General features: G+C 61.4%; 21 protein-coding genes and 1 pseudogene. 6 read left to right on the forward strand and 16 right to left on the reverse strand.

The features are described 5' to 3' along the window. The 3 genes from FRC96_RS06900 to FRC96_RS06910 all read right to left on the reverse strand — a co-directional run. Positions 1-1,146 (reverse strand): zf-HC2 domain-containing protein (locus tag FRC96_RS06900; RefSeq protein WP_230469958.1); only part of this gene is annotated, 1,146 nt, incomplete at its 3' end. After that, entirely contained in the window at positions 1,143-1,709 is a 567-nt protein-coding gene (locus tag FRC96_RS06905) for an RNA polymerase sigma factor (protein ID WP_146973773.1), read from the reverse strand. The genes FRC96_RS06900 and FRC96_RS06905, both read right to left, overlap by 4 nt. Positions 1,710-1,826: 117 nt before the next feature. Further along, complete coding sequence (locus tag FRC96_RS06910) at positions 1,827-2,762, reverse strand: DUF7107 domain-containing protein (RefSeq protein ID WP_146973774.1); 936 nt, start codon at positions 2,760-2,762, stop codon at positions 1,827-1,829. Positions 2,763-2,911: 149 nt separating this feature from the next. On the opposite strand from FRC96_RS06910, the gene FRC96_RS06915 reads away from it, so the two are divergent. After that, a complete protein-coding gene (locus tag FRC96_RS06915; RefSeq protein ID WP_146973775.1) occupies positions 2,912-3,589 on the forward strand; it encodes a hypothetical protein in 678 nt (225 codons plus the stop codon). Between the two features lie 216 nt (positions 3,590-3,805). Here the strand turns inward: FRC96_RS06915 and FRC96_RS06920 are convergent, their stop codons facing one another. After that, positions 3,806-4,309 carry an FKBP-type peptidyl-prolyl cis-trans isomerase gene (locus tag FRC96_RS06920; protein ID WP_146973776.1) on the reverse strand — a complete coding sequence of 168 codons (504 nt, stop codon included), beginning with the start codon at positions 4,307-4,309 and terminating at the stop codon, positions 3,806-3,808. Between the two features lie 46 nt (positions 4,310-4,355). Further along, positions 4,356-5,693, reverse strand: a complete 1,338-nt coding sequence (locus FRC96_RS06925) for a hypothetical protein (RefSeq protein WP_146973777.1) — start codon at positions 5,691-5,693, stop codon at positions 4,356-4,358. Positions 5,694-5,755: 62 nt separating this feature from the next. Here FRC96_RS06925 and folK point away from each other — a divergent pair, with 62 nt between their 5' ends. After that, the gene (gene folK, locus FRC96_RS06930) at positions 5,756-6,295 is read left to right on the forward strand and encodes a 2-amino-4-hydroxy-6-hydroxymethyldihydropteridine diphosphokinase (protein ID WP_146973778.1); all 540 of its coding nucleotides are present in this window, start codon (positions 5,756-5,758) and stop codon (positions 6,293-6,295) included. A gap of 348 nt (positions 6,296-6,643) precedes the next feature. On the opposite strand, the gene uvrB is transcribed toward folK, so the two are convergent. Next, entirely contained in the window at positions 6,644-8,689 is a 2,046-nt protein-coding gene (gene uvrB / locus FRC96_RS06935) for an excinuclease ABC subunit UvrB (RefSeq protein ID WP_146973779.1), read from the reverse strand. A gap of 531 nt (positions 8,690-9,220) precedes the next feature. Here uvrB and FRC96_RS06940 point away from each other — a divergent pair. From FRC96_RS06940 to FRC96_RS06950, 3 genes are read left to right on the forward strand one after another with little or no spacing between them, the layout of a single operon-like run. Beyond that, positions 9,221-9,847 (forward strand): hypothetical protein, encoded by a 627-nt coding sequence (locus FRC96_RS06940; protein WP_146973780.1) that lies wholly within the window; start codon positions 9,221-9,223, stop codon positions 9,845-9,847. Beyond that, on the forward strand, positions 9,840-10,043 hold the full coding sequence (locus FRC96_RS06945; RefSeq protein WP_146973781.1) for a hypothetical protein: 204 nt from the start codon (positions 9,840-9,842) through the stop codon (positions 10,041-10,043). Before FRC96_RS06940 ends, FRC96_RS06945 begins: the two co-directional genes overlap by 8 nt. Before the next feature lie 42 nt (positions 10,044-10,085). Beyond that, positions 10,086-10,289, forward strand: coding sequence for a hypothetical protein (locus tag FRC96_RS06950; RefSeq protein ID WP_146973782.1), 204 nt, complete (start codon positions 10,086-10,088; stop codon positions 10,287-10,289). A gap of 108 nt (positions 10,290-10,397) precedes the next feature. On the opposite strand, the gene FRC96_RS21870 is transcribed toward FRC96_RS06950, so the two are convergent. The 3 genes from FRC96_RS21870 to FRC96_RS06960 form a co-directional block, all read right to left on the reverse strand. Next, positions 10,398-10,547, reverse strand: coding sequence for a hypothetical protein (locus tag FRC96_RS21870; RefSeq protein ID WP_230469959.1), 150 nt, complete (start codon positions 10,545-10,547; stop codon positions 10,398-10,400). A 164-nt stretch (positions 10,548-10,711) separates the two neighbouring features. After that, a complete protein-coding gene (locus FRC96_RS06955; protein ID WP_146973783.1) occupies positions 10,712-11,071 on the reverse strand; it encodes a hypothetical protein in 360 nt (119 codons plus the stop codon). A 90-nt stretch (positions 11,072-11,161) separates the two neighbouring features. Further along, positions 11,162-11,683: a hypothetical protein gene (locus FRC96_RS06960; RefSeq protein WP_146973784.1), complete on the reverse strand. Its 522-nt coding sequence runs from the start codon at positions 11,681-11,683 to the stop codon at positions 11,162-11,164. A 185-nt stretch (positions 11,684-11,868) separates the two neighbouring features. Here FRC96_RS06960 and FRC96_RS06965 point away from each other — a divergent pair, with 185 nt between their 5' ends. After that, positions 11,869-12,222 (forward strand): hypothetical protein, encoded by a 354-nt coding sequence (locus FRC96_RS06965; RefSeq protein ID WP_146973785.1) that lies wholly within the window; start codon positions 11,869-11,871, stop codon positions 12,220-12,222. 270 nt (positions 12,223-12,492) lie between these two features. Here the strand turns inward: FRC96_RS06965 and FRC96_RS06970 are convergent, their stop codons facing one another. The 7 genes and pseudogenes from FRC96_RS06970 to FRC96_RS21875 all read right to left on the reverse strand — a co-directional run. Continuing rightward, positions 12,493-12,807 (reverse strand): hypothetical protein, encoded by a 315-nt coding sequence (locus FRC96_RS06970; RefSeq protein WP_146973786.1) that lies wholly within the window; start codon positions 12,805-12,807, stop codon positions 12,493-12,495. Positions 12,808-12,882: 75 nt separating this feature from the next. Further along, complete coding sequence (locus FRC96_RS06975; protein ID WP_146973787.1) at positions 12,883-13,731, reverse strand: hypothetical protein; 849 nt, start codon at positions 13,729-13,731, stop codon at positions 12,883-12,885. Between the two features lie 87 nt (positions 13,732-13,818). Next, the gene (locus tag FRC96_RS06980; protein WP_146973788.1) at positions 13,819-14,052 is read right to left on the reverse strand and encodes a hypothetical protein; all 234 of its coding nucleotides are present in this window, start codon (positions 14,050-14,052) and stop codon (positions 13,819-13,821) included. A 7-nt stretch (positions 14,053-14,059) separates the two neighbouring features. Then, positions 14,060-14,401 (reverse strand): hypothetical protein, encoded by a 342-nt coding sequence (locus FRC96_RS06985; RefSeq protein WP_146973789.1) that lies wholly within the window; start codon positions 14,399-14,401, stop codon positions 14,060-14,062. Positions 14,402-14,438: 37 nt separating this feature from the next. Continuing rightward, entirely contained in the window at positions 14,439-15,026 is a 588-nt protein-coding gene (locus FRC96_RS06990) for a hypothetical protein (RefSeq protein WP_146973790.1), read from the reverse strand. Between the two features lie 193 nt (positions 15,027-15,219). Next, positions 15,220-15,417 carry an Imm53 family immunity protein gene (locus tag FRC96_RS06995; protein ID WP_146973791.1) on the reverse strand — a complete coding sequence of 66 codons (198 nt, stop codon included), beginning with the start codon at positions 15,415-15,417 and terminating at the stop codon, positions 15,220-15,222. Positions 15,418-15,766: 349 nt separating this feature from the next. Next, positions 15,767-15,987: pseudogene (locus FRC96_RS21875) on the reverse strand (type II/IV secretion system protein); the annotation flags it as partial.

Genomic DNA, 15,987 nt, shown 5'->3' on the forward strand with positions numbered 1-15,987 from the left:
GGCGCCGGTGCTGCGGGCCGATGCGGCGCCCGGATCGGCGCCCGGGTCGGCGACAGGATCGTCGACCGGAGGCCGGGCGCTGGCGCGCGCCAGGGCGGCCTCTCTGGCGAGGGCCTGACGGGCGCGGTGGCTCTCCGGGTCGACGTGGGTGGTCACCGACTCCCAGCGTGTGGGGGGGATGGGGCGCTGCGTCCCTTCGGCCCAGGCGCTTCCACCGAGCACCGCCTCGTCCTCACTGCCCTCCTCCTCGCGCACCACCACCTCGCCAGTGATCACGCCGAGCTCCGACTGGTCGGCGTCCACATAAAAGGCCGTCCCCACCACGGTGGCCTCTCCGCCGGGGAAGCGCACCTGCAGGGTCTGATCCTCGGTGGGCAAGAATTCCAGCACGAGCGTGCCCTGGCGGGCCTCGATCTCCCAGCCCTGCTCCAGCACCGAGATGCCCCAGCGGGCGTCGTCGGAGGCGAAGAGGCGCAGCGCGTCGAGCTCCAGGGTGGGCGCGCTCTCGGCGGCCTCGGTCGACGGTGCGGCGGCCGGTGCCTTTGTGTCAGGCACCCCGGCGCTCATCGCCTCAGCAGTCTCGTGGCGAGAAGCGACCCCCTCGCTCGCTGCATCTGGCGAGTCGGGCGCGTCGACCCAGCCCGAGAAGATCAGCGGCCAGGCCAGAAAGGCCACCAGCGCGGCGGCAAGCGCGATGATCAGGTGGGCGGCCGAGGCGCTGCGGCGCGACGGCGTGTCGTCTTCGCTGGAGGTTGCTTTTGAAGACGCGCCACTCGGAGGGGGGCCGATGCGGCCGGTGGGCGTGAGACGATGGGCCGGGCGCTCGCCAGGGGGCGGGGCGGCCGGCCAGGCTTCGCCAGGGGAGCCCAGGCGCGCGTCGTCGCCGCGAGTTACCCCGGGGTCTGGCGAGTCCAGCGTCATTTCAATGCGCGAGAAGAGGGCGTCGGCGTCAAAAGGCACCGGATCGGCCGGATCCCAGATGGTGGCCTCATCGAGCATATCGCCCAGGCGCTCGACGTAGTCGCGGCAGCCGGCGCAATGCTCCACGTGCGCATCCAGCGTGGCCAGATCGCTTCCGGAGAGCTCCCCGCGGCGCAGATCGAAGGCGTCGATCTGGATCTTTTTGCAGAGCTCACTGCTGCTCATGGCCGCTCTCCACGTTGAGTGGCTTCGAGCACCTCGCGCAGATCCTGACGCGCGCGGCGCACCCGAGAGGCCACTGTGTTGAGCGGATCGCCCGTTAAGTCGGCGATCTCGCGCAACTTCATGCCCTCGATCTCGTAGAGCACAAAGGCTTCGCGATGATCCAGAGGCATCTTTTCCATGGCGGCGTAGAGGCCGCGCAGCTGATCGCGGGCTTCCAGCCTCCGCCAGGAGCTTCCGGACTGGCGCAGCGGGCGCCAGTCGTCGAGCGAGACGGTCTTTTTGCGCCGCCGAAGATGATCGATGGCCACATTGCGCGAGACCCGGTAGAGCCAGGTCGTAAAGGTGCAGTCGCCGCGGTAGTCGGGCAGGCAGCGGTGCACCTGCACAAAGACCTCCTGCACCACGTCTTCCAGATCGCCTCGGGGCCCGACCAGCCGCCCCACATGATGCGCCACATAGCCGACGTGGCGCTCATAGAGCTGCCGAAACGCGACGCGATCCCCGGCGGCTGCGCGGGTGATCAACGTCGCGTCGACATCAAACTGCGGTTCGGTCTGGGCCATAAAAGCGGCTCGGGTCGGTCAATCCATCGGGTCGCACCGGGTGCCGGCGGATCTTCGGAGAAAGTCCGAAGCGTTGCAAGCGGTTACACTTTTGCCGACACCCGGGCAGGGCGTCTCTTAGAAGGGTACGCACAATCCGTCGAGGCAGCGCGAGTTATCTGCGCAGTCGCCGCTCAGAGTGCACTCCGGGTTGCTCTCGTGGGCGGCCACGCAGTAGCCCTCCACGCAGGTGTCACCGGCGCCGCCGATAAGCTCACAGTCCTCATCGCAGGTGCAGGCCGAGCGGCAGCGCGCGTTGACGCAGTCTTCGTCCGGGTTGCAGTCGGAGCCCACGCGGCACTGCGGCCCGGGGCGGTGGTCGGGGCGGCAGACCCCGCTGCGGCAGTACTCGCCATCGCCGCAGGCCGCGTCGCTCTCACAGCGATCCAGGCAGAAGCCGTTGATGCAGCGCCCTTCGCCGCAATCCGCGTCGTAGACGCATTGGTCGCCGCCGTCGCGGTCGGGCTGACAGATGCCATCCTGGCAGACCTCGGAGGTGGGGCAGTGCAGATCGTCGGTGCAGGTGACCTGGCAGCGCCCGTCGAGGCACAACGCGCCGAAGGGGCACTCGTTGTTGAGCACACAGCCGTCGAGCGGGCCGCAGCCGGGCTGGCCATCATCCTCGACAGGGCAGTCGTCATCGCCGGTGTCAGCGCCGTCACCACCGGCATCATCGCCAGCGTCTGAGCCATCATCGCCGGGGCCGACGTCATCGCCGGCGTCGGCGTCATCATCGCCGGGGCCGACGTCATAGCCATCGTCACCATCATCGTCGCTGTCGCGGCAGCGGCCGCTGACGCAGCGCTCGTCCGCGTCGCAATCCGAGCTCCAGGTGCACTCGGCCTCGGCGCAGACATCGTCCTCACAGACGCCGCTGAAGCAGTCGCTGTCGCGGTCGCACTCGCAGCCGACTTCGCCGTCGCCACCCCAGGTGTGGCCCTCTTCGACAATCAAGCAGGCGCTTGAGAAGAGCATCATCGCTACCATCATCAACAGCTTGAGCACATGCAACATGGTCGACCTCCAGAAGAAGTGGGTCGGGCGGTCGATTTTTCGCCCGCTTTTTCACACAATGACGAGCGCCCCTCGATGGAGGCCTCAAACCCTTGGTCGAAGGCGCCGACGATTTTTGTGCAAACCTTTTCGTTTTTTCTGGAGACGGCATGAACCCACCCCGCTCAACCCCGCTTCGCTGGCCGCTGATCGCCCTGTTGGCTGGCCTTCTGGCCTGTGGCGATACCTCCGATTCCCCCGACACCAACGAGCCCGACGCCGGTAGTCCCGATGCCGGCGAAGCGCCCATGGAAGTGGATATCTCGACGGGGGATGGCGCGCGGGTGGAGCCCACCGAGACGACGCCGGTGCTCGTGGTGAACGAGGAGAGCTACACCTTCTCGCGCGCCTATTTTGGCCTGACCCACGCCGACGCCACAGAGACCGGGCGCACCGAGCTCTACATCGAGGTGGTGGAGGGCGGCGATGAGGGCTGCCCCACCGAAGAGAGCGCCTCTCCGGATCGCAACATGCTCGTGCAGGGCGTCTACCTCGACGAGGAGGGGGAGCCTGCGGCGGAAGACGCGCAGCTGATTATTTTTGATTATATGGGCGACTTTGTGCCGCCGGAGGCCAACCCGCCGCTCCTTCGCAGCGAGGGCACCCCGCAGCTCACCCTCTTTGAGGCCGAGATCTGCGAGAGCTGTGTGGGCGAGGCCCAGCCCGAGGGATTTTTAAAACTTTTCGTGGCGGGTGATACGTCCGAGGGCGGTGTGGTCCGCGGCATGATCGAGGCCACCCACTGCGAATCGCTCGATGTGGGGCCGCCTGCGCTGCCCACGCTTTAAGGTGTTTCGACCTGACCCCGGCGCCTCAATGGGGTCGGGGTTTCTTTTATAAGGGGCTGATTTTATTGGTCTTTTGTGGGGTGTGGTCGCGTTGCAACTTTCTGCGCAACCTCTGGCGCGCGTTGCACCCTTCTCCCTGAACGAAAAAAACGAACGCTGCCGGGGGGCAGCGTTCGTTTTTTGATCGATCGATTCCGGCTGTGCCGGGGGCCCGACTCAGTGCGAGTGGGTGCCGTCGATGCCGTGCGGGTGCCCGTGGTCGAGCTCCGAGGCGTTGGCGTCGCGGATGCCCTCGATCTTCACGTCGAAGAAGAGGGTCTCACCGGCCAGGGGGTGGTTGTTGTCGACCATGATCTTGTCGCCTTCGATGCCCACAACCCACAGGGGCATCTGAGAGCCGTCGGGCATCTGGGCGGCGAACATCATGCCTTCGTGGATCTCGGCGCCGGGGGGGAAGGCGCTGCGCTCGACGGGCTGCGGGCCGGGGCCCTGCTTCTCGCCATAACCCTCGGCCGGGGCGACCTCGGCTTTGAAGGCGTCGCCGACCTTTTTGCCAGTCATCTGGCTCTCCAGGCCGGGCACGATGTTGCCGGCGCCGTGGAGGTAAGCCATGGGCTCCTGACCTTCGGAGGAGTCGAGGACTTCGCCCTCTTTGTCGGTCAGGGTGTAATGGAAGATGACGACTTTGTCGTCGGCGACGACCGCGTTGAGGTCGGACATAAAAGCTCCTGAAACGTGAGCGTGTGTGTGATGCCAAACGATCAGGTCAAGGCGTCAGAAGCGCGTCGACGCCAACCCGTTCGGCGTAGCGTGGGTCCAAATCCTGGACCTTTTGCAGCAAGCTAGTCGCGAGAGGGCGATCATTCAAGCGCCGCAGGGCGATCATCGCCAGCTCGTAAGCCTGCCGGGCGTTGAGATCGGGCTGCCGATTTAAGAGTTCGATCTGGCTGCGCACCATCTCGTCGGGCGCGCCCGAGCGCGAGGCGATCTGCAAGAGTCCCAGGCCGGCGGCGATGTTATTGGGCTCAAACTCCAGGGCGCGGCGGAAGTAGCGCTGGGCCTCTTCAAAATGCGCCTCGCCGCGGGCCATCGTGATCTGGCCGTCGGCGACCATGATCGCGGCCTGCTGCTGCGGACCGGGGGCGGAGGGCTGAAGCACGGCCGAGTTTTGCGCCGTCGGAGGCTGTCCCACAGCGAGCGGGTTCTGCGCGGCCGGGGGTTGCGCGGTGGGAAGTTCGTTTTGCGCGACCGGACTTTGAGCGACCGGGGGTTGGGTGTCTTCGCCCGAACTCTGCTCCGCTGCGGGCTGGTTTTGCGCGACCTGGTTTTGCGCGACCGGGGGTTGCGCCTCGGCGTTATTCTGTGCGGTGTTTTCGGTGTTTGCGCTGCTCACGGCGTTCTGGGTGGCCCCGGTGGTGCGGGCCTGGCGGGCTTCCAGCCGGTTGATCTGCTCGGCGATGCCCGCGGCGTTGAGCCCGCGGAAGGGGCCGAAGGCCGGGTCGAGCTGGCGAGCGCGTTGAAACGACGCCAGCGCCCGGGCGGCCGCCGAGCTATCGCGCTCCATCTGCGCGAGGTTCAGGCTGGCGTCGAGCACGTGCACCACCGCCTCATTGCCACGCGTGGTTTTGAGCTGGTCGATGAGCTCGCGGGCCTGGGCCTCCTGGCCGAGCTGCACATAGCTCCAGGCCAGGGCCGGCGCGGCCGGAGACAAAGCGCCACCGGCCTCCACCGCGTCCTGGTAGAGCGCCACAAGCTCCATATAACGCCCGGTGAGCAAAAAAACCTGCTCGATGGACTCCAGGCGCTGCACCACATCGGCGCGGGTGAGCAGCGAGGGGGCGTTTTGCACAAAGCTGTCGGCGATTTCTCTGTAATTGGCGCGCTCGGCCTCCGAGAGAAGCGCTGGCGAGGAGGCGCGGGCCGGCTCGGCCTGCAAGTCGCGGCCGGACCAGGGGCTTAAGTACACAAGCGAGTCCGCCTCTGGTAGGTCTGCTTCCGAGCAGCCGGCGGTGGCCAGGGCGATGGCGCCCAGAAGCGCCAGGCTGAGCGCGCGACCGGTCGTTCGACGATGTCGATGATGTCGATGATGTCGTGGTCGCGTCATGAATTCAGTCATCAGGGTGCCAGACATGGCGTCCTCGTTTTGAGCTCGGGAGCAGCGAGACGTTGAGCAAACTCACCACAGCCCCAAACCCTTCCCGGGCGATCGTGGCGCTGGGCACCAACCTGGGCGACCGGGCCCTGGCGCTCAAGCGCGCGCTCGACGCCCTCGACCACCTGCCCCGCAGCCGCCTGGGCGCGCTCAGCGCCTTTTATGAGACGCAGCCGCGCATTGTCGAGGACCAACCGCTCTTTTTAAACGCCTGCGCCGAGCTCTTCACCGAGCTTGCGCCCCTGGATCTTCTCGACGGCCTGCTCGCCATCGAGCGCGCGATGGGGCGAGTGAGGCTGCAGCCGAAGGGGCCGCGGGCGATTGATCTGGATCTATTGTTTTATGAGGACCAGATCCTCGATCATCCCCGGCTGACCCTGCCCCACCCGGCGATCGCCGAGCGCGCCTTTGTGCTCGTGCCCCTCTGCGACATCGCCGCCGAGCTTCATCACCCCACGCTTGGCGTCAGCGCCCAAACGCTGCTCGAAGGCTGCGAGGATGCGGGCTGGGTAAGGGAGTTCGAGGAGGCGCCGGCGTTGAAGTTGTTGCTTTGATTTCGTCGGAAACGACAATGGTATCAATGGTTTAGGGTGTTTTTTTTGATCTGCGCAGGATCGGCGTGATCGAATGCCTGGCACCCGATCGCGGGCAAGAAGATCGAATGCCTGGCACCCGATCATGGCACCCGATCGCGGGCAAGAAGATCGAATGCCTGGCACCCGATCATGGGCAATGTGATCGAACGCCTGGCACCCGATCGTGGGCAATGTGATCGAACGCCTGGCACCCGATCGTGGGCAAGAAGATCGAACGCCTGGCACCCGATCACGGTCAAGAAGATCGAACGCCTGGCACCCGATCTTAGGTAATGTGATCGAACGCCTGGCACCCGATCGACCTGATTAACCCACCCCCAAAAACCTCGCCTGAACCGCCCTCAGCTCATCGCGCAACTTCGCGGCATCTTCAAAACGCAGCTCGCGGGCGGCGACCTTCATCGCTTCGCGCAACTTCTCGATGCGTTTCTCCAACAGCTGCGGGGTCTCCTCGGCACCGGGGCTCAACACGCCGGAGGTGTCGTCGAGCAGCGCGGCGGCTTTGGCGTAAGGGCTGGCGTCGGGGGCGGCGTCCGGATCCGGCGGCACGTGCTGCTCCAGATCGGAGATCTTTTTGCTGATCGTGCGCGGCGTGATGCCGTGGGTCTCGTTGTACGCCATCTGAATCTCGCGGCGGCGGTTGGTCTCCTCCACCGCTTCTTTGATCGAGCGGGTGAGGGTGTCGGCATAGAGGATGACCTTGCCTTTGGAGTTACGCGCCGCGCGGCCGATGGTCTGAATCAGGCTGCGCGTCGAGCGCAAAAAGCCTTCTTTATCGGCGTCGAGGATGGCCACCAATGAGACCTCGGGGATGTCCAGGCCCTCGCGCAGAAGGTTGATGCCGATGAGCACGTCGAAGACGCCTTTTCGCAGGTCGCGAATCAGGTTCATGCGCTCAATGGTGTCGATGTCGCTGTGCAGGTAGCGCACTTTTACGCCGAGCTCTTCGAGGTATTCGGTGAGATCTTCGCTCATGCGTTTGGTGAGCGTGGTCACCAGGACGCGCTCCCCGGCGTCGACGCGCTGGCGAATCTCGCCATAGACGTCGTCGACCTGCTCGAGGGCCGGGCGGATCTCGATCTCAGGGTCGATAAGGCCGGTCGGGCGGATGATCTGCTCGACGACCACGCCCTCGCATTTCTCAAGCTCGTAGTCGCCCGGGGTGGCCGAGACGAAGATCACCTGGTTGATGTGATTCTCCCACTCCTCGAACTTCATCGGGCGGTTGTCCATCGCGCTGGGCAGGCGAAAGCCGTGCTCCACCAGCGTGGTCTTGCGGGAGCGGTCGCCGCGGTACATGCCGCCGATCTGCGGCACGGTGACGTGCGACTCGTCGATGACCAGCAGGTAATCGTCGGGAAAGTAGTCGAACAAACAGGGCGGGGCGGCGCCCGGGTCGCGACCGGAGAAGTGGCGCGAGTAGTTCTCAATCCCGTTGCAGAACCCCATCGTCGCGATCATCTCCAGGTCGAACTGGGTGCGCTGCTCCAGGCGCTGGGCCTCCAGCAGCATCCCGCGCGCCACAAGCTCCTCTAAACGCTCGCGCAGCTCGGCCTTGATGGACTCCATCGCCAGCTTCTTCTTCTCGGGGAGCACGGCGTAGTGCGTGTTGGGGTAGACGGCGATCTTCTCAAGCTGGCGCAGGCGCTTTCCGCGCAAAGGATCGATCTCGTAGATCGCCTCCACCTCATCGCCGAAAAACTCGATGCGAATCGCCTTATCCTCCTCGTGCGCCGGGAAGATCTCCACCACGTCGCCCCGCACCCGGAAGGTACCGCGGTGGAAGTCCATGTCGCGACGCTTGAACTGCATCTCCACCAACTTCTCCAGCACGCTGTCGCGGCGCACCTCGTCGCCCTCCTCCAAAAAGAGCAACATCCCCATATAGGCCTCGCCACTCCCCAGGCCGTAGATGCAGCTGACCGAGGCCACGATGAGCACGTCGTTGCGCTCAAAGAGGCTGCGCGTGGCGGAGTGGCGCATGCGGTCGATGGCGTCGTTGATCGCCGAGTCCTTCTCGATGAAGGTGTCGGTCGAGGGGATGTACGCCTCGGGCTGGTAGTAGTCGTAATAACTTACGAAATACTCCACCGCGTTATGGGGAAAGAGCTCCTTGAACTCCGCGTAGAGCTGGGCGGCCAGCGTCTTATTGGGTGCCATGACCAGGGTGGGTTTGTTGACCTGCGCCACCGTGTTGGCGATCGCAAAGGTCTTACCCGTGCCGGTGGCGCCGAGCAGCGTCTGGTAGCGCTCCCCGCGCTGCAATCCCTCGACCATCTGCTTGATCGCCGTAGGCTGGTCGCCCTCTGGCGAGTACTCGGTCACAAGCTCAAATGTTTTGGACTCACGCACGGCCACACCTCTACGTCATTCCGGTTTACCACCGCTTCGCCACGGCGACTCTGCGCCGGCGCATCACCACCTGTGATCCGGCGCGTGTTCACATGAATGGTAAGCGCCAGAATGCCGGTACATCTGTACAGGCGTGGGTGGGGAAGATCAACGGTTGGGTCCGAGAACTATTCCAGCCGATGGTCAGCCCTTGCGTCCCATCAACATACCGCTCCCATCTCGTAGAGGCGCCCCTTGTGGGCGCCCATTCGCCCCCCGAGCACCGATCCCGTAAAAGCCTTTGTGTAAGGCCCAACACACCGACACATCGAGAAGGGGGCGGGCACAAGACCCGCCCCTACGACATGGTAGGGGAATGACCGAATCCACCTCTCCCGTAGGGGCGCCTCTCGTGGGCGCCCCCGCGAACCTCGATGAACGGAGCGACTGATAAGTTTTTGATTTTATTTGGTTTCCTGTTGCGGCTTCGGCTGCGGCGAGCGATGAGAGAGAGGTAGGCTCGCCGAACGCAACTGCTTTCAGGAAGGAGCGATGACTTCATTTCAACGACTTGATTATCAACGCACGATCATCGGGTACCACGGCTGCGATAAGGCTGTGGCGGCCGAGGTCTTGCAGAATCATCAACATCTACGCCCCAGCGAAAATACCTACGACTGGCTCGGCAAGGGCGTCTACTTCTGGGAGCACGCACCCCGGCGCGCGCTGGAGTTTGCCCACGAACAGAAGCGCCGTGGCAAGGTCGAGGAACCCGCGGTCCTGGGTGCTTACATTCATCTGGGACGGTGTTTCGACCTCACGGATGTGGAGCACACGCGGCAGCTGGGCGTCGCCTATGGTGACTTCAGCGATATTATCTCGGAAGAGGGTCGGAGCGTGCCTGTGAATCGAGCGGCGGCGTACGATGACCACGACCTCCTCTTACGAGAGCTCGATTGTGCCCTCATCAACTGGTACATGGGGCAGTTGGACAGTGGCGTTGAGGACACCTACGATTATCAGACGCTACGCGGGGTCTTTCAGGAAGGTGCCGCAGCATTTAGCGGTTCAAAGATTCGAGAGAAGTCACACATCCAGATATGTGTGCGAGATCCTCAATGCGTGATTGGATACTTTTTGCCGACCACGCATTTTGGAGAAGGAGGAGGAAATGAGTGAAAGCCCTTACGATCTCATGGCGAACTACGACTACCGGAAGACGGAGGAGTACAAGCGACATGAACGGGCGTTGGCGCGTGTCCGAGCGATGACACGGGAAGAGAAGCGCCAGACGCTGATCGATGCCGGGATTCTCAACGAAGCCGGCGAGCTTGTGGAGCGTTACGGGGGCACCGCGCCCAATCCGGAGGATTGAAGCGTTCGGAGCACCTGATGCGTCTTTGGGCAGGACAAGACGATGAGCAAAGACCCCTACGACATCTTCGCCAACTACGACTACCGGAAGACGGAAGAGTACAAGCGGCATGAGCGAGCAATGGAAGAGCTTGACGCCATGACCCCTGAGGAGCAGCGCCAGACGCTGATCGACGCCGGAATTCTCAACGAGGACGGCGAGCTTGTGGAGCGTTACGGGGGCACCGCGCCGAATCCAGAAGATTGAGCGACGCGCCTTTTCGTTGAGAGCAAGCCGAGAGCAAAAAAACGCCGGCGTGGCCTTGAGGGGCCGCGCCGGCTCTTTTGTGTGGCGAGCTCGTGTGCCGCTCAGGCGTCAATCCCCCGCAGCCGCCTCCACCTCGCTCGCTTCGGCGGAGCCGGCTTCGGCGGTGTCGGAAGACTGGGGTTGGGCATCCAACGCGAGCACGATGGCGATCACCGCAATAAGCGCGACGATGGCGAGTGTGATCAGGACCTGTTTCATCGCCTCCCTCCTGGCGAGTGGGTGGGGCGCCCGGGCGTTCGCGGATGCGTGGCGCGCGGGTGGTCTGCCCCGGTCTGGGTCGTCAATGTCTGCAGACTACCGCGAAAGGGGGAGGGTAAAAAGGGGGGAGATGTAGCGAATGGTGAAGAGAAGACCAGCGCGCATCATTCCTCCTCATCGCCCCAGAGATCGGGCAAAACCTCAAACTCGCCAGCAAATCGCGGGTCTTTGCGAGGCTCCTCCGTCCATTTGAGCTCGTCGACCAGGCGCGCGAGGCGATGATCGATGACTGCCCCCTTAAAGGTGGTTTCCGATATGTTTTCGACGGGGTCGCGGGGCAGCGTGACGGGCTCCAGACGATCGAGCCAGACGCTCAGCGGGTGGAGAAACACAAAACCCCGATCCAGCAGGTAAGGTTTTTGTTCGATGGGCAAAATCGCCCAGGTGTCGCCGTAAAGGACCGCGACAACGCGGTGGTGGGCAACGATGTAGAATCGCGTTTCTTTAATCAGAGGTAAGGTCACGTGGCGTTCTCCAGGAACGAGGTTGGGAGGTCGTGTAAGTGGCTATATTTATTGGTGAATTGGGAGGTTTGAGTGGGCGGTCTGGCGCGCCTAGAAACCGATGGGAATCCGCACCTCGGCCGGCAGCGCGTCGTGGAGCCGATGCACCTCGGAGGGCACATAGTCCTCCTCGCCATAGGCCTGAATCAACGCGTCAAAGCTCCAGCGATTCGCCTTTTTGCCCGCCACCTGCCGCGCCACGATGTTGAGGATCGCCCCACCAATCTGCGACTCGCCGTCGACGCAATAGCGCCGAAACGCCGTGCGCGTTGCATACCCCTTCAGCACCGCCAGCGTGATGTCGTCCAGACCGCCGGGGATGTCATCAAAACGCGTAAGCCGCTCACCATCGACCGTGGCGACCTCCAGCGCACGGCAGAAGTAGGCGCCGAGCACCGCGAAGGCGATGTCGTCGTCGAGCTCAAGTCCTGGCGCGTCGCGGAGGTCGAGGGCGGCGGCCACGAGGCGGGCGGTGAGGGGATCGGCGGCGAGTTCGCTCTGGTGGAACCAGCGTGTGGTTACGGGGGAGAGCAGGTCGCGGGTTTGCGAGTCGAGGGTGAGTGGGTGCGTCATAGGTCCTCCTGAGCGTCGGGACGGGGCCAGCGCGGTGTGAAGCGCTCCCTTGATATAGCAGGCCGACCTACGGGTGACGCTCAGACAAACGATCGTTATGCGAGCATCTAGTGTTCCGCAGATCGCCCGCCCCCTCGCTATCTCTGAGGTGAGAACACTCTTTCACACTCACCCCGGGAGACACCATGAGCTTCTTCATCCCCGACCGCAGCAACCGCCCCACCGACGCCGACGACCCCACCGGCGGCACCCGCGAGCTGGCCACCGACAAACCTCCTAAAACCATCGAGTTGGCTGACGGTCGGGTGGCGGTCGTGGAGGCGGCCAACGTCGATGGCTTCCATATGGTCTACTACTACTTCGACGCCACGGGCCTGGAGGGTGCCACCACCGCGGATCTGCAAGCGTTTATGGCGCGCTCCGGCAAGGCGTTTGGCTCCAAACACCCGGAGGTCTCGATCCATCTCTCAAGCTCGGCGACGAAAGACGCGCAGGGGAGGGGGATCTGGGAGTTTTGTGTGACGTATGATTGGGGGTGAGGGGGCGAGAAACGCCGCCGCCGACGGTACATGAACAGTTCTCGCGAAAAGAACGCTGCCGACGGCGGTACAGGTGCGATTTCTGGTCAAAAAAGGCCTCCGACGGCGGTGCAGGTGCGATTTCTGCGCAAAAACCGCCTCCGACAGTGGTGCAGGTGCGATTTTTCGCCAGAAAAGGGTGTTGTACGGCGGTACAGGTGTGTTTTTTGCGCAGCAACCGCCCTATTGATTTCCCTCAATAGAAAAATTCCACCAGTTCCTCCGGCGGAATTACGCCCTGGCCGGCGAGAGCGAAAATATGCTTGAAGGCTTGAGGGAAGCGGTATCAGACCCGGTCGTGCGCTTCTGCTCGATGGCGGATTTGATCGCAGCAAGCTCCTCGATACTCAGGCCGTCCCCGAAGACGGCGAAACTCGCTGTGTTCCAGCGAACTACAAGATGGTTGTCTTCGAGCATGCCTAACCACGACCCCAGCGCACCGCGGTTGATGAAGAGTTCGCTGACGTCTTCAAAAGGAATTCGGACCTGTTGAAGAATTGATTGTGGGCCGGACTCGACGAGCGTGAGCCCTTCATCATCGATCAACAGGTTTCGAAATCCGTAGGCGCGAAAGAGGTCTTTAAATGTGTAAATTGCCAGGGGGTAAAGTACGACGAAAAATTACCCGCTCACCGTGGCGATGATAAGGAAGGGTAAAAGAATGGATTGCTCCAGAAGAGGACGGGTGAAAGCGTTAAAGTTTGTGGTGGGGTTGAAAGTTAAAACAATTGCAAGCATGATGAGGGGTACAATAAAAAGACTTCCGAAGAGGGCGCTGAAGATAGCCGGTCCCTTTGGATGGGGAGGAAGGTCAAAACTCGTCGGGTACTCAGCCGATGACATGCTATCAGGTGTTTCGCTGGTCGAGCCGTTAGCAGTTAGTGGCGAAATGAGGCCACTTTCATAGCTGACATCGGAGATGTGTTCCGAAAGGGTTAAGCATACATCGTGGGCTTCTAAAAGGCTGTCGTAGATCGCGAGGCCATGTGTTCGAACATCTTTTTCAAATAAATTAATATTCAACAGGGTACGGAAGGAGGCGCCTTGTTCGGTAGATCCGAGATCGACCGACGTAGGTTGACGCAGGGAACGTGGCTTTTTTGAGAATAACGGCCAGAGGCTCCCCTGCTGAAATGTGGCGGATTCCGGTGAACGTTTGAATGTCCACACTACAGGATCAGTTTTTGTTTTTGCGTAGGCTGAGGCAATGATTGGCAGAAAGAGTAGGGTGAGCGGAATGATGAAAGTATAGACGAGATTGGAGTCATCCGAAAATACGCTCCAGCCGTAGGTGTCCAAAACATCAAAGAGGGCTATCAACGCCGCCATCACCAGGATAAGCATGAATATGAACCCCGGCTGATTACGATGGAAAAGGGTGGTTTGAAGGGCATAGGGGGTTCTTTCGATGTGAATCGCATCGTCGTCGAGTTTAACTTGGAGAACGGGTGGGGCGTTTCGAATGTACATAATCGCTCTCAGAATGATTAATGTGAGTCAATGACGATTAGTTGTTTCGCGTTGATGAAATTCAGAGTTTGAAGGGAGTTGGCAGGGTCAGGGAGTGAGAGGTGTTGCGATAGCAATCCATTTGGATTCCCCTTCGAAAAAAAGCTGTTCACAGCGCACAACGCTGTGCGGGGGAAACTCCCAGATTTCAGCGTCGCCACCGAAGTCGTCCGGTTTGAGGAGTCGGAAATAGTCACCATCCAGGCGCTGCGCAGGAACCGGACGCCAGACGTCCAGTCCTTCGGCGAGGAGGCGAACAAATACTGTGGTGGTTGAGGTCATGAGCAAATCACAGGTCTTTCAGGTCTTCTGCCAGGTCGCCCACGAGCTTATTCGGTATGCGGTGCCACCACCAACTCAGGTCGCTCTTGTCTCGGGAGTGCTTCCAAGGTGGAACTTCAACGAAGGTTGTGACGCGACGATATACGTCATCGAGCACCTCAACTCTTTGTTGAATGAGAGCACTGACGGAGTCCGAGTCGACTTCAACAAACATTCGCTGTAAATGATCGCGAATCGATAAATCATTCTCATAGTCATAAATGGTAAAGGCGTAGCCATGTTCGACAGTCTGTACAAATTTCATCCATTTGTTCGTTAAAACGTGTAGCTCTTCTGGTTCAGTGTTCATAAAGTTGTCGTGTCTAGTGTTGACTGTATCTTCGCCTTTAACAGCGTGATAGATAAATCTGACACCATTCCGGCACTTGGATCTCGCGTGGCTCTCCGCCCTTGCTCTCTTTGACGTCGAAATAGTCCACGAAATAGGTGAGCCCTCGTTGAACCAAAACGTCTTCCAGTTGGGCAAGGGAGTGGGGTGAGCCTATCACCCTGAGGTTGCCGCAAACCATTTGCGAGATGTCTGGCGAGATGGCGGCCAGGTCGGCTTTGCTTAGTATGGATTCGAGGTCAGGGTGGTACACGACGAGAATGTTCGCGGCGAAGATGTGAATGGGGTCTGGCTCATAATCGCCGCTACTCAGACCCAGATAAATATCGCACCACGCGGGGAGCAATCCGCCGGAGTGGGCGATGGTGACATAGTCTTGGTCCTGTCTTAGTCCGCAATTTGCCAGGTGTGCGGTGACGTGATCTAGCGCAAAGAAGGGGGAGAAGATAATCAGATCTTTTGTTTCATCGAAGAGGTTTTCATAAAGATGGTCAAATGTCTGGGGTGAGCAAACGCGGAGTTTTTCTAGCGCTTCTATTTTAATGACGAGCGAGAGGGCCGGGCCCAGGCGAGCGTAGGGTTTCAAGTAGGCTCCTGGTCGCGAGGTGTCGGATTTTCAGGTGTGGGTAAAGATTGAGTAACGTTTGAGCGGTCGTGGTTAACTCTCTTTAGCTACCCAATTATGAAATCCTTCAATCATCTCAAGGAAGGTTGCTCGTTCCCCCGGATGCCGCAAAGCGCGGAGAGTCCTCCGAGTTGTGATTTATTAGAAACACGATTTAGTCATCGTCAGATCCTGTGATGGAAGGGGGGAGATGCGTCGTTGTATCGACGAGCGGAGTTCCCGCTAAATCTACATGCATCGACCAACCGAGGTTGTCGATGGTTTCGATGATGATGCCATAGGCATGCTCGCGGTCTCCGTCGCATGTTTCCTTGAACCAGCCTTCAAGCCATCTGAGAGCATTGTTGTCCATGACGTGCCTCGTTGGTCACCACCCTCGACTACAGAACTGGCGAGAAAGACTGCCGACGGCGGTGCAAGTGCGATTTCTGCGCAAAAACCGCCTCCGACGGCGGTACATGTACGGTTCTCGCGCAGAAACCGCCTCCGACGGCGGTGCAGGTGCGATTTTTCGCCAGAAAAGGGTGATGTACGGCGGTACAGGTGTGTTTTTTGCGCAGCAACCGCCTCCGACGGCGGTACAGGCTCGATTTTTCGCCAGAAGCGGGACATGCACCGCGGTACGTGCTGATTTCTCCTGCCAGTCCTCATTTTTTTTTATAACTCGCGGTGAGATCCCCTCATCCCTCCCCCGCCCTCCCCTAATTGAGAAAATTCACCAACTCCTCCGGCGGGATCACCCCCTGGCGGGCCAGGTCGATGGCGCGCTCGGAGAGCGGTGTGAGTCCGGAGGCTTCAGCGGCCTGGCGCAGGCCGGAGGAGGGTTCGTCGGCGGCCAGGGCGGCGCGGAGTTGGTCGGTCAGGGGCATCAGCTCGACGACCGGGGCGCGGCCGCGGGTGCCGCTGCCGGCGCAGGCCGGGC

The sequence above is a fragment of the Lujinxingia vulgaris genome, from assembly GCF_007997005.1.
Taxonomy (GTDB): Bacteria; Myxococcota_A; Bradymonadia; order Bradymonadales; family Bradymonadaceae; genus Lujinxingia.

Bases quoted from the DNA above. Each gene is read 5' to 3' on its own strand.
- FRC96_RS06980 (WP_146973788.1), bottom strand. From the start codon at position 14,052: ATGACCTCAACCACCACAGTATTTGTTCGCCTCCTCGCCGAAGGACTG.
- FRC96_RS06995 (WP_146973791.1), bottom strand. From the start codon at position 15,417: ATGGACAACAATGCTCTCAGATGGCTTGAAGGCTGGTTCAAGGAAACA.
- FRC96_RS06940 (WP_146973780.1), top strand. From the start codon at position 9,221: ATGACTTCATTTCAACGACTTGATTATCAACGCACGATCATCGGGTAC.
- FRC96_RS06905 (WP_146973773.1), bottom strand. From the start codon at position 1,709: ATGGCCCAGACCGAACCGCAGTTTGATGTCGACGCGACGTTGATCACC.
- FRC96_RS06945 (WP_146973781.1), top strand. From the start codon at position 9,840: ATGAGTGAAAGCCCTTACGATCTCATGGCGAACTACGACTACCGGAAG.
- FRC96_RS06960 (WP_146973784.1), bottom strand. From the start codon at position 11,683: ATGACGCACCCACTCACCCTCGACTCGCAAACCCGCGACCTGCTCTCC.
- FRC96_RS06975 (WP_146973787.1), bottom strand. From the start codon at position 13,731: ATGTACATTCGAAACGCCCCACCCGTTCTCCAAGTTAAACTCGACGAC.
- FRC96_RS06950 (WP_146973782.1), top strand. From the start codon at position 10,086: ATGAGCAAAGACCCCTACGACATCTTCGCCAACTACGACTACCGGAAG.
- FRC96_RS06985 (WP_146973789.1), bottom strand. From the start codon at position 14,401: ATGAACACTGAACCAGAAGAGCTACACGTTTTAACGAACAAATGGATG.
- FRC96_RS06915 (WP_146973775.1), top strand. From the start codon at position 2,912: ATGAACCCACCCCGCTCAACCCCGCTTCGCTGGCCGCTGATCGCCCTG.
- FRC96_RS21870 (WP_230469959.1), bottom strand. From the start codon at position 10,547: ATGAAACAGGTCCTGATCACACTCGCCATCGTCGCGCTTATTGCGGTG.
- FRC96_RS06965 (WP_146973785.1), top strand. From the start codon at position 11,869: ATGAGCTTCTTCATCCCCGACCGCAGCAACCGCCCCACCGACGCCGAC.
- FRC96_RS06910 (WP_146973774.1), bottom strand. From the start codon at position 2,762: ATGTTGCATGTGCTCAAGCTGTTGATGATGGTAGCGATGATGCTCTTC.
- FRC96_RS06920 (WP_146973776.1), bottom strand. From the start codon at position 4,309: ATGTCCGACCTCAACGCGGTCGTCGCCGACGACAAAGTCGTCATCTTC.
- FRC96_RS06925 (WP_146973777.1), bottom strand. From the start codon at position 5,693: ATGACGCGACCACGACATCATCGACATCATCGACATCGTCGAACGACC.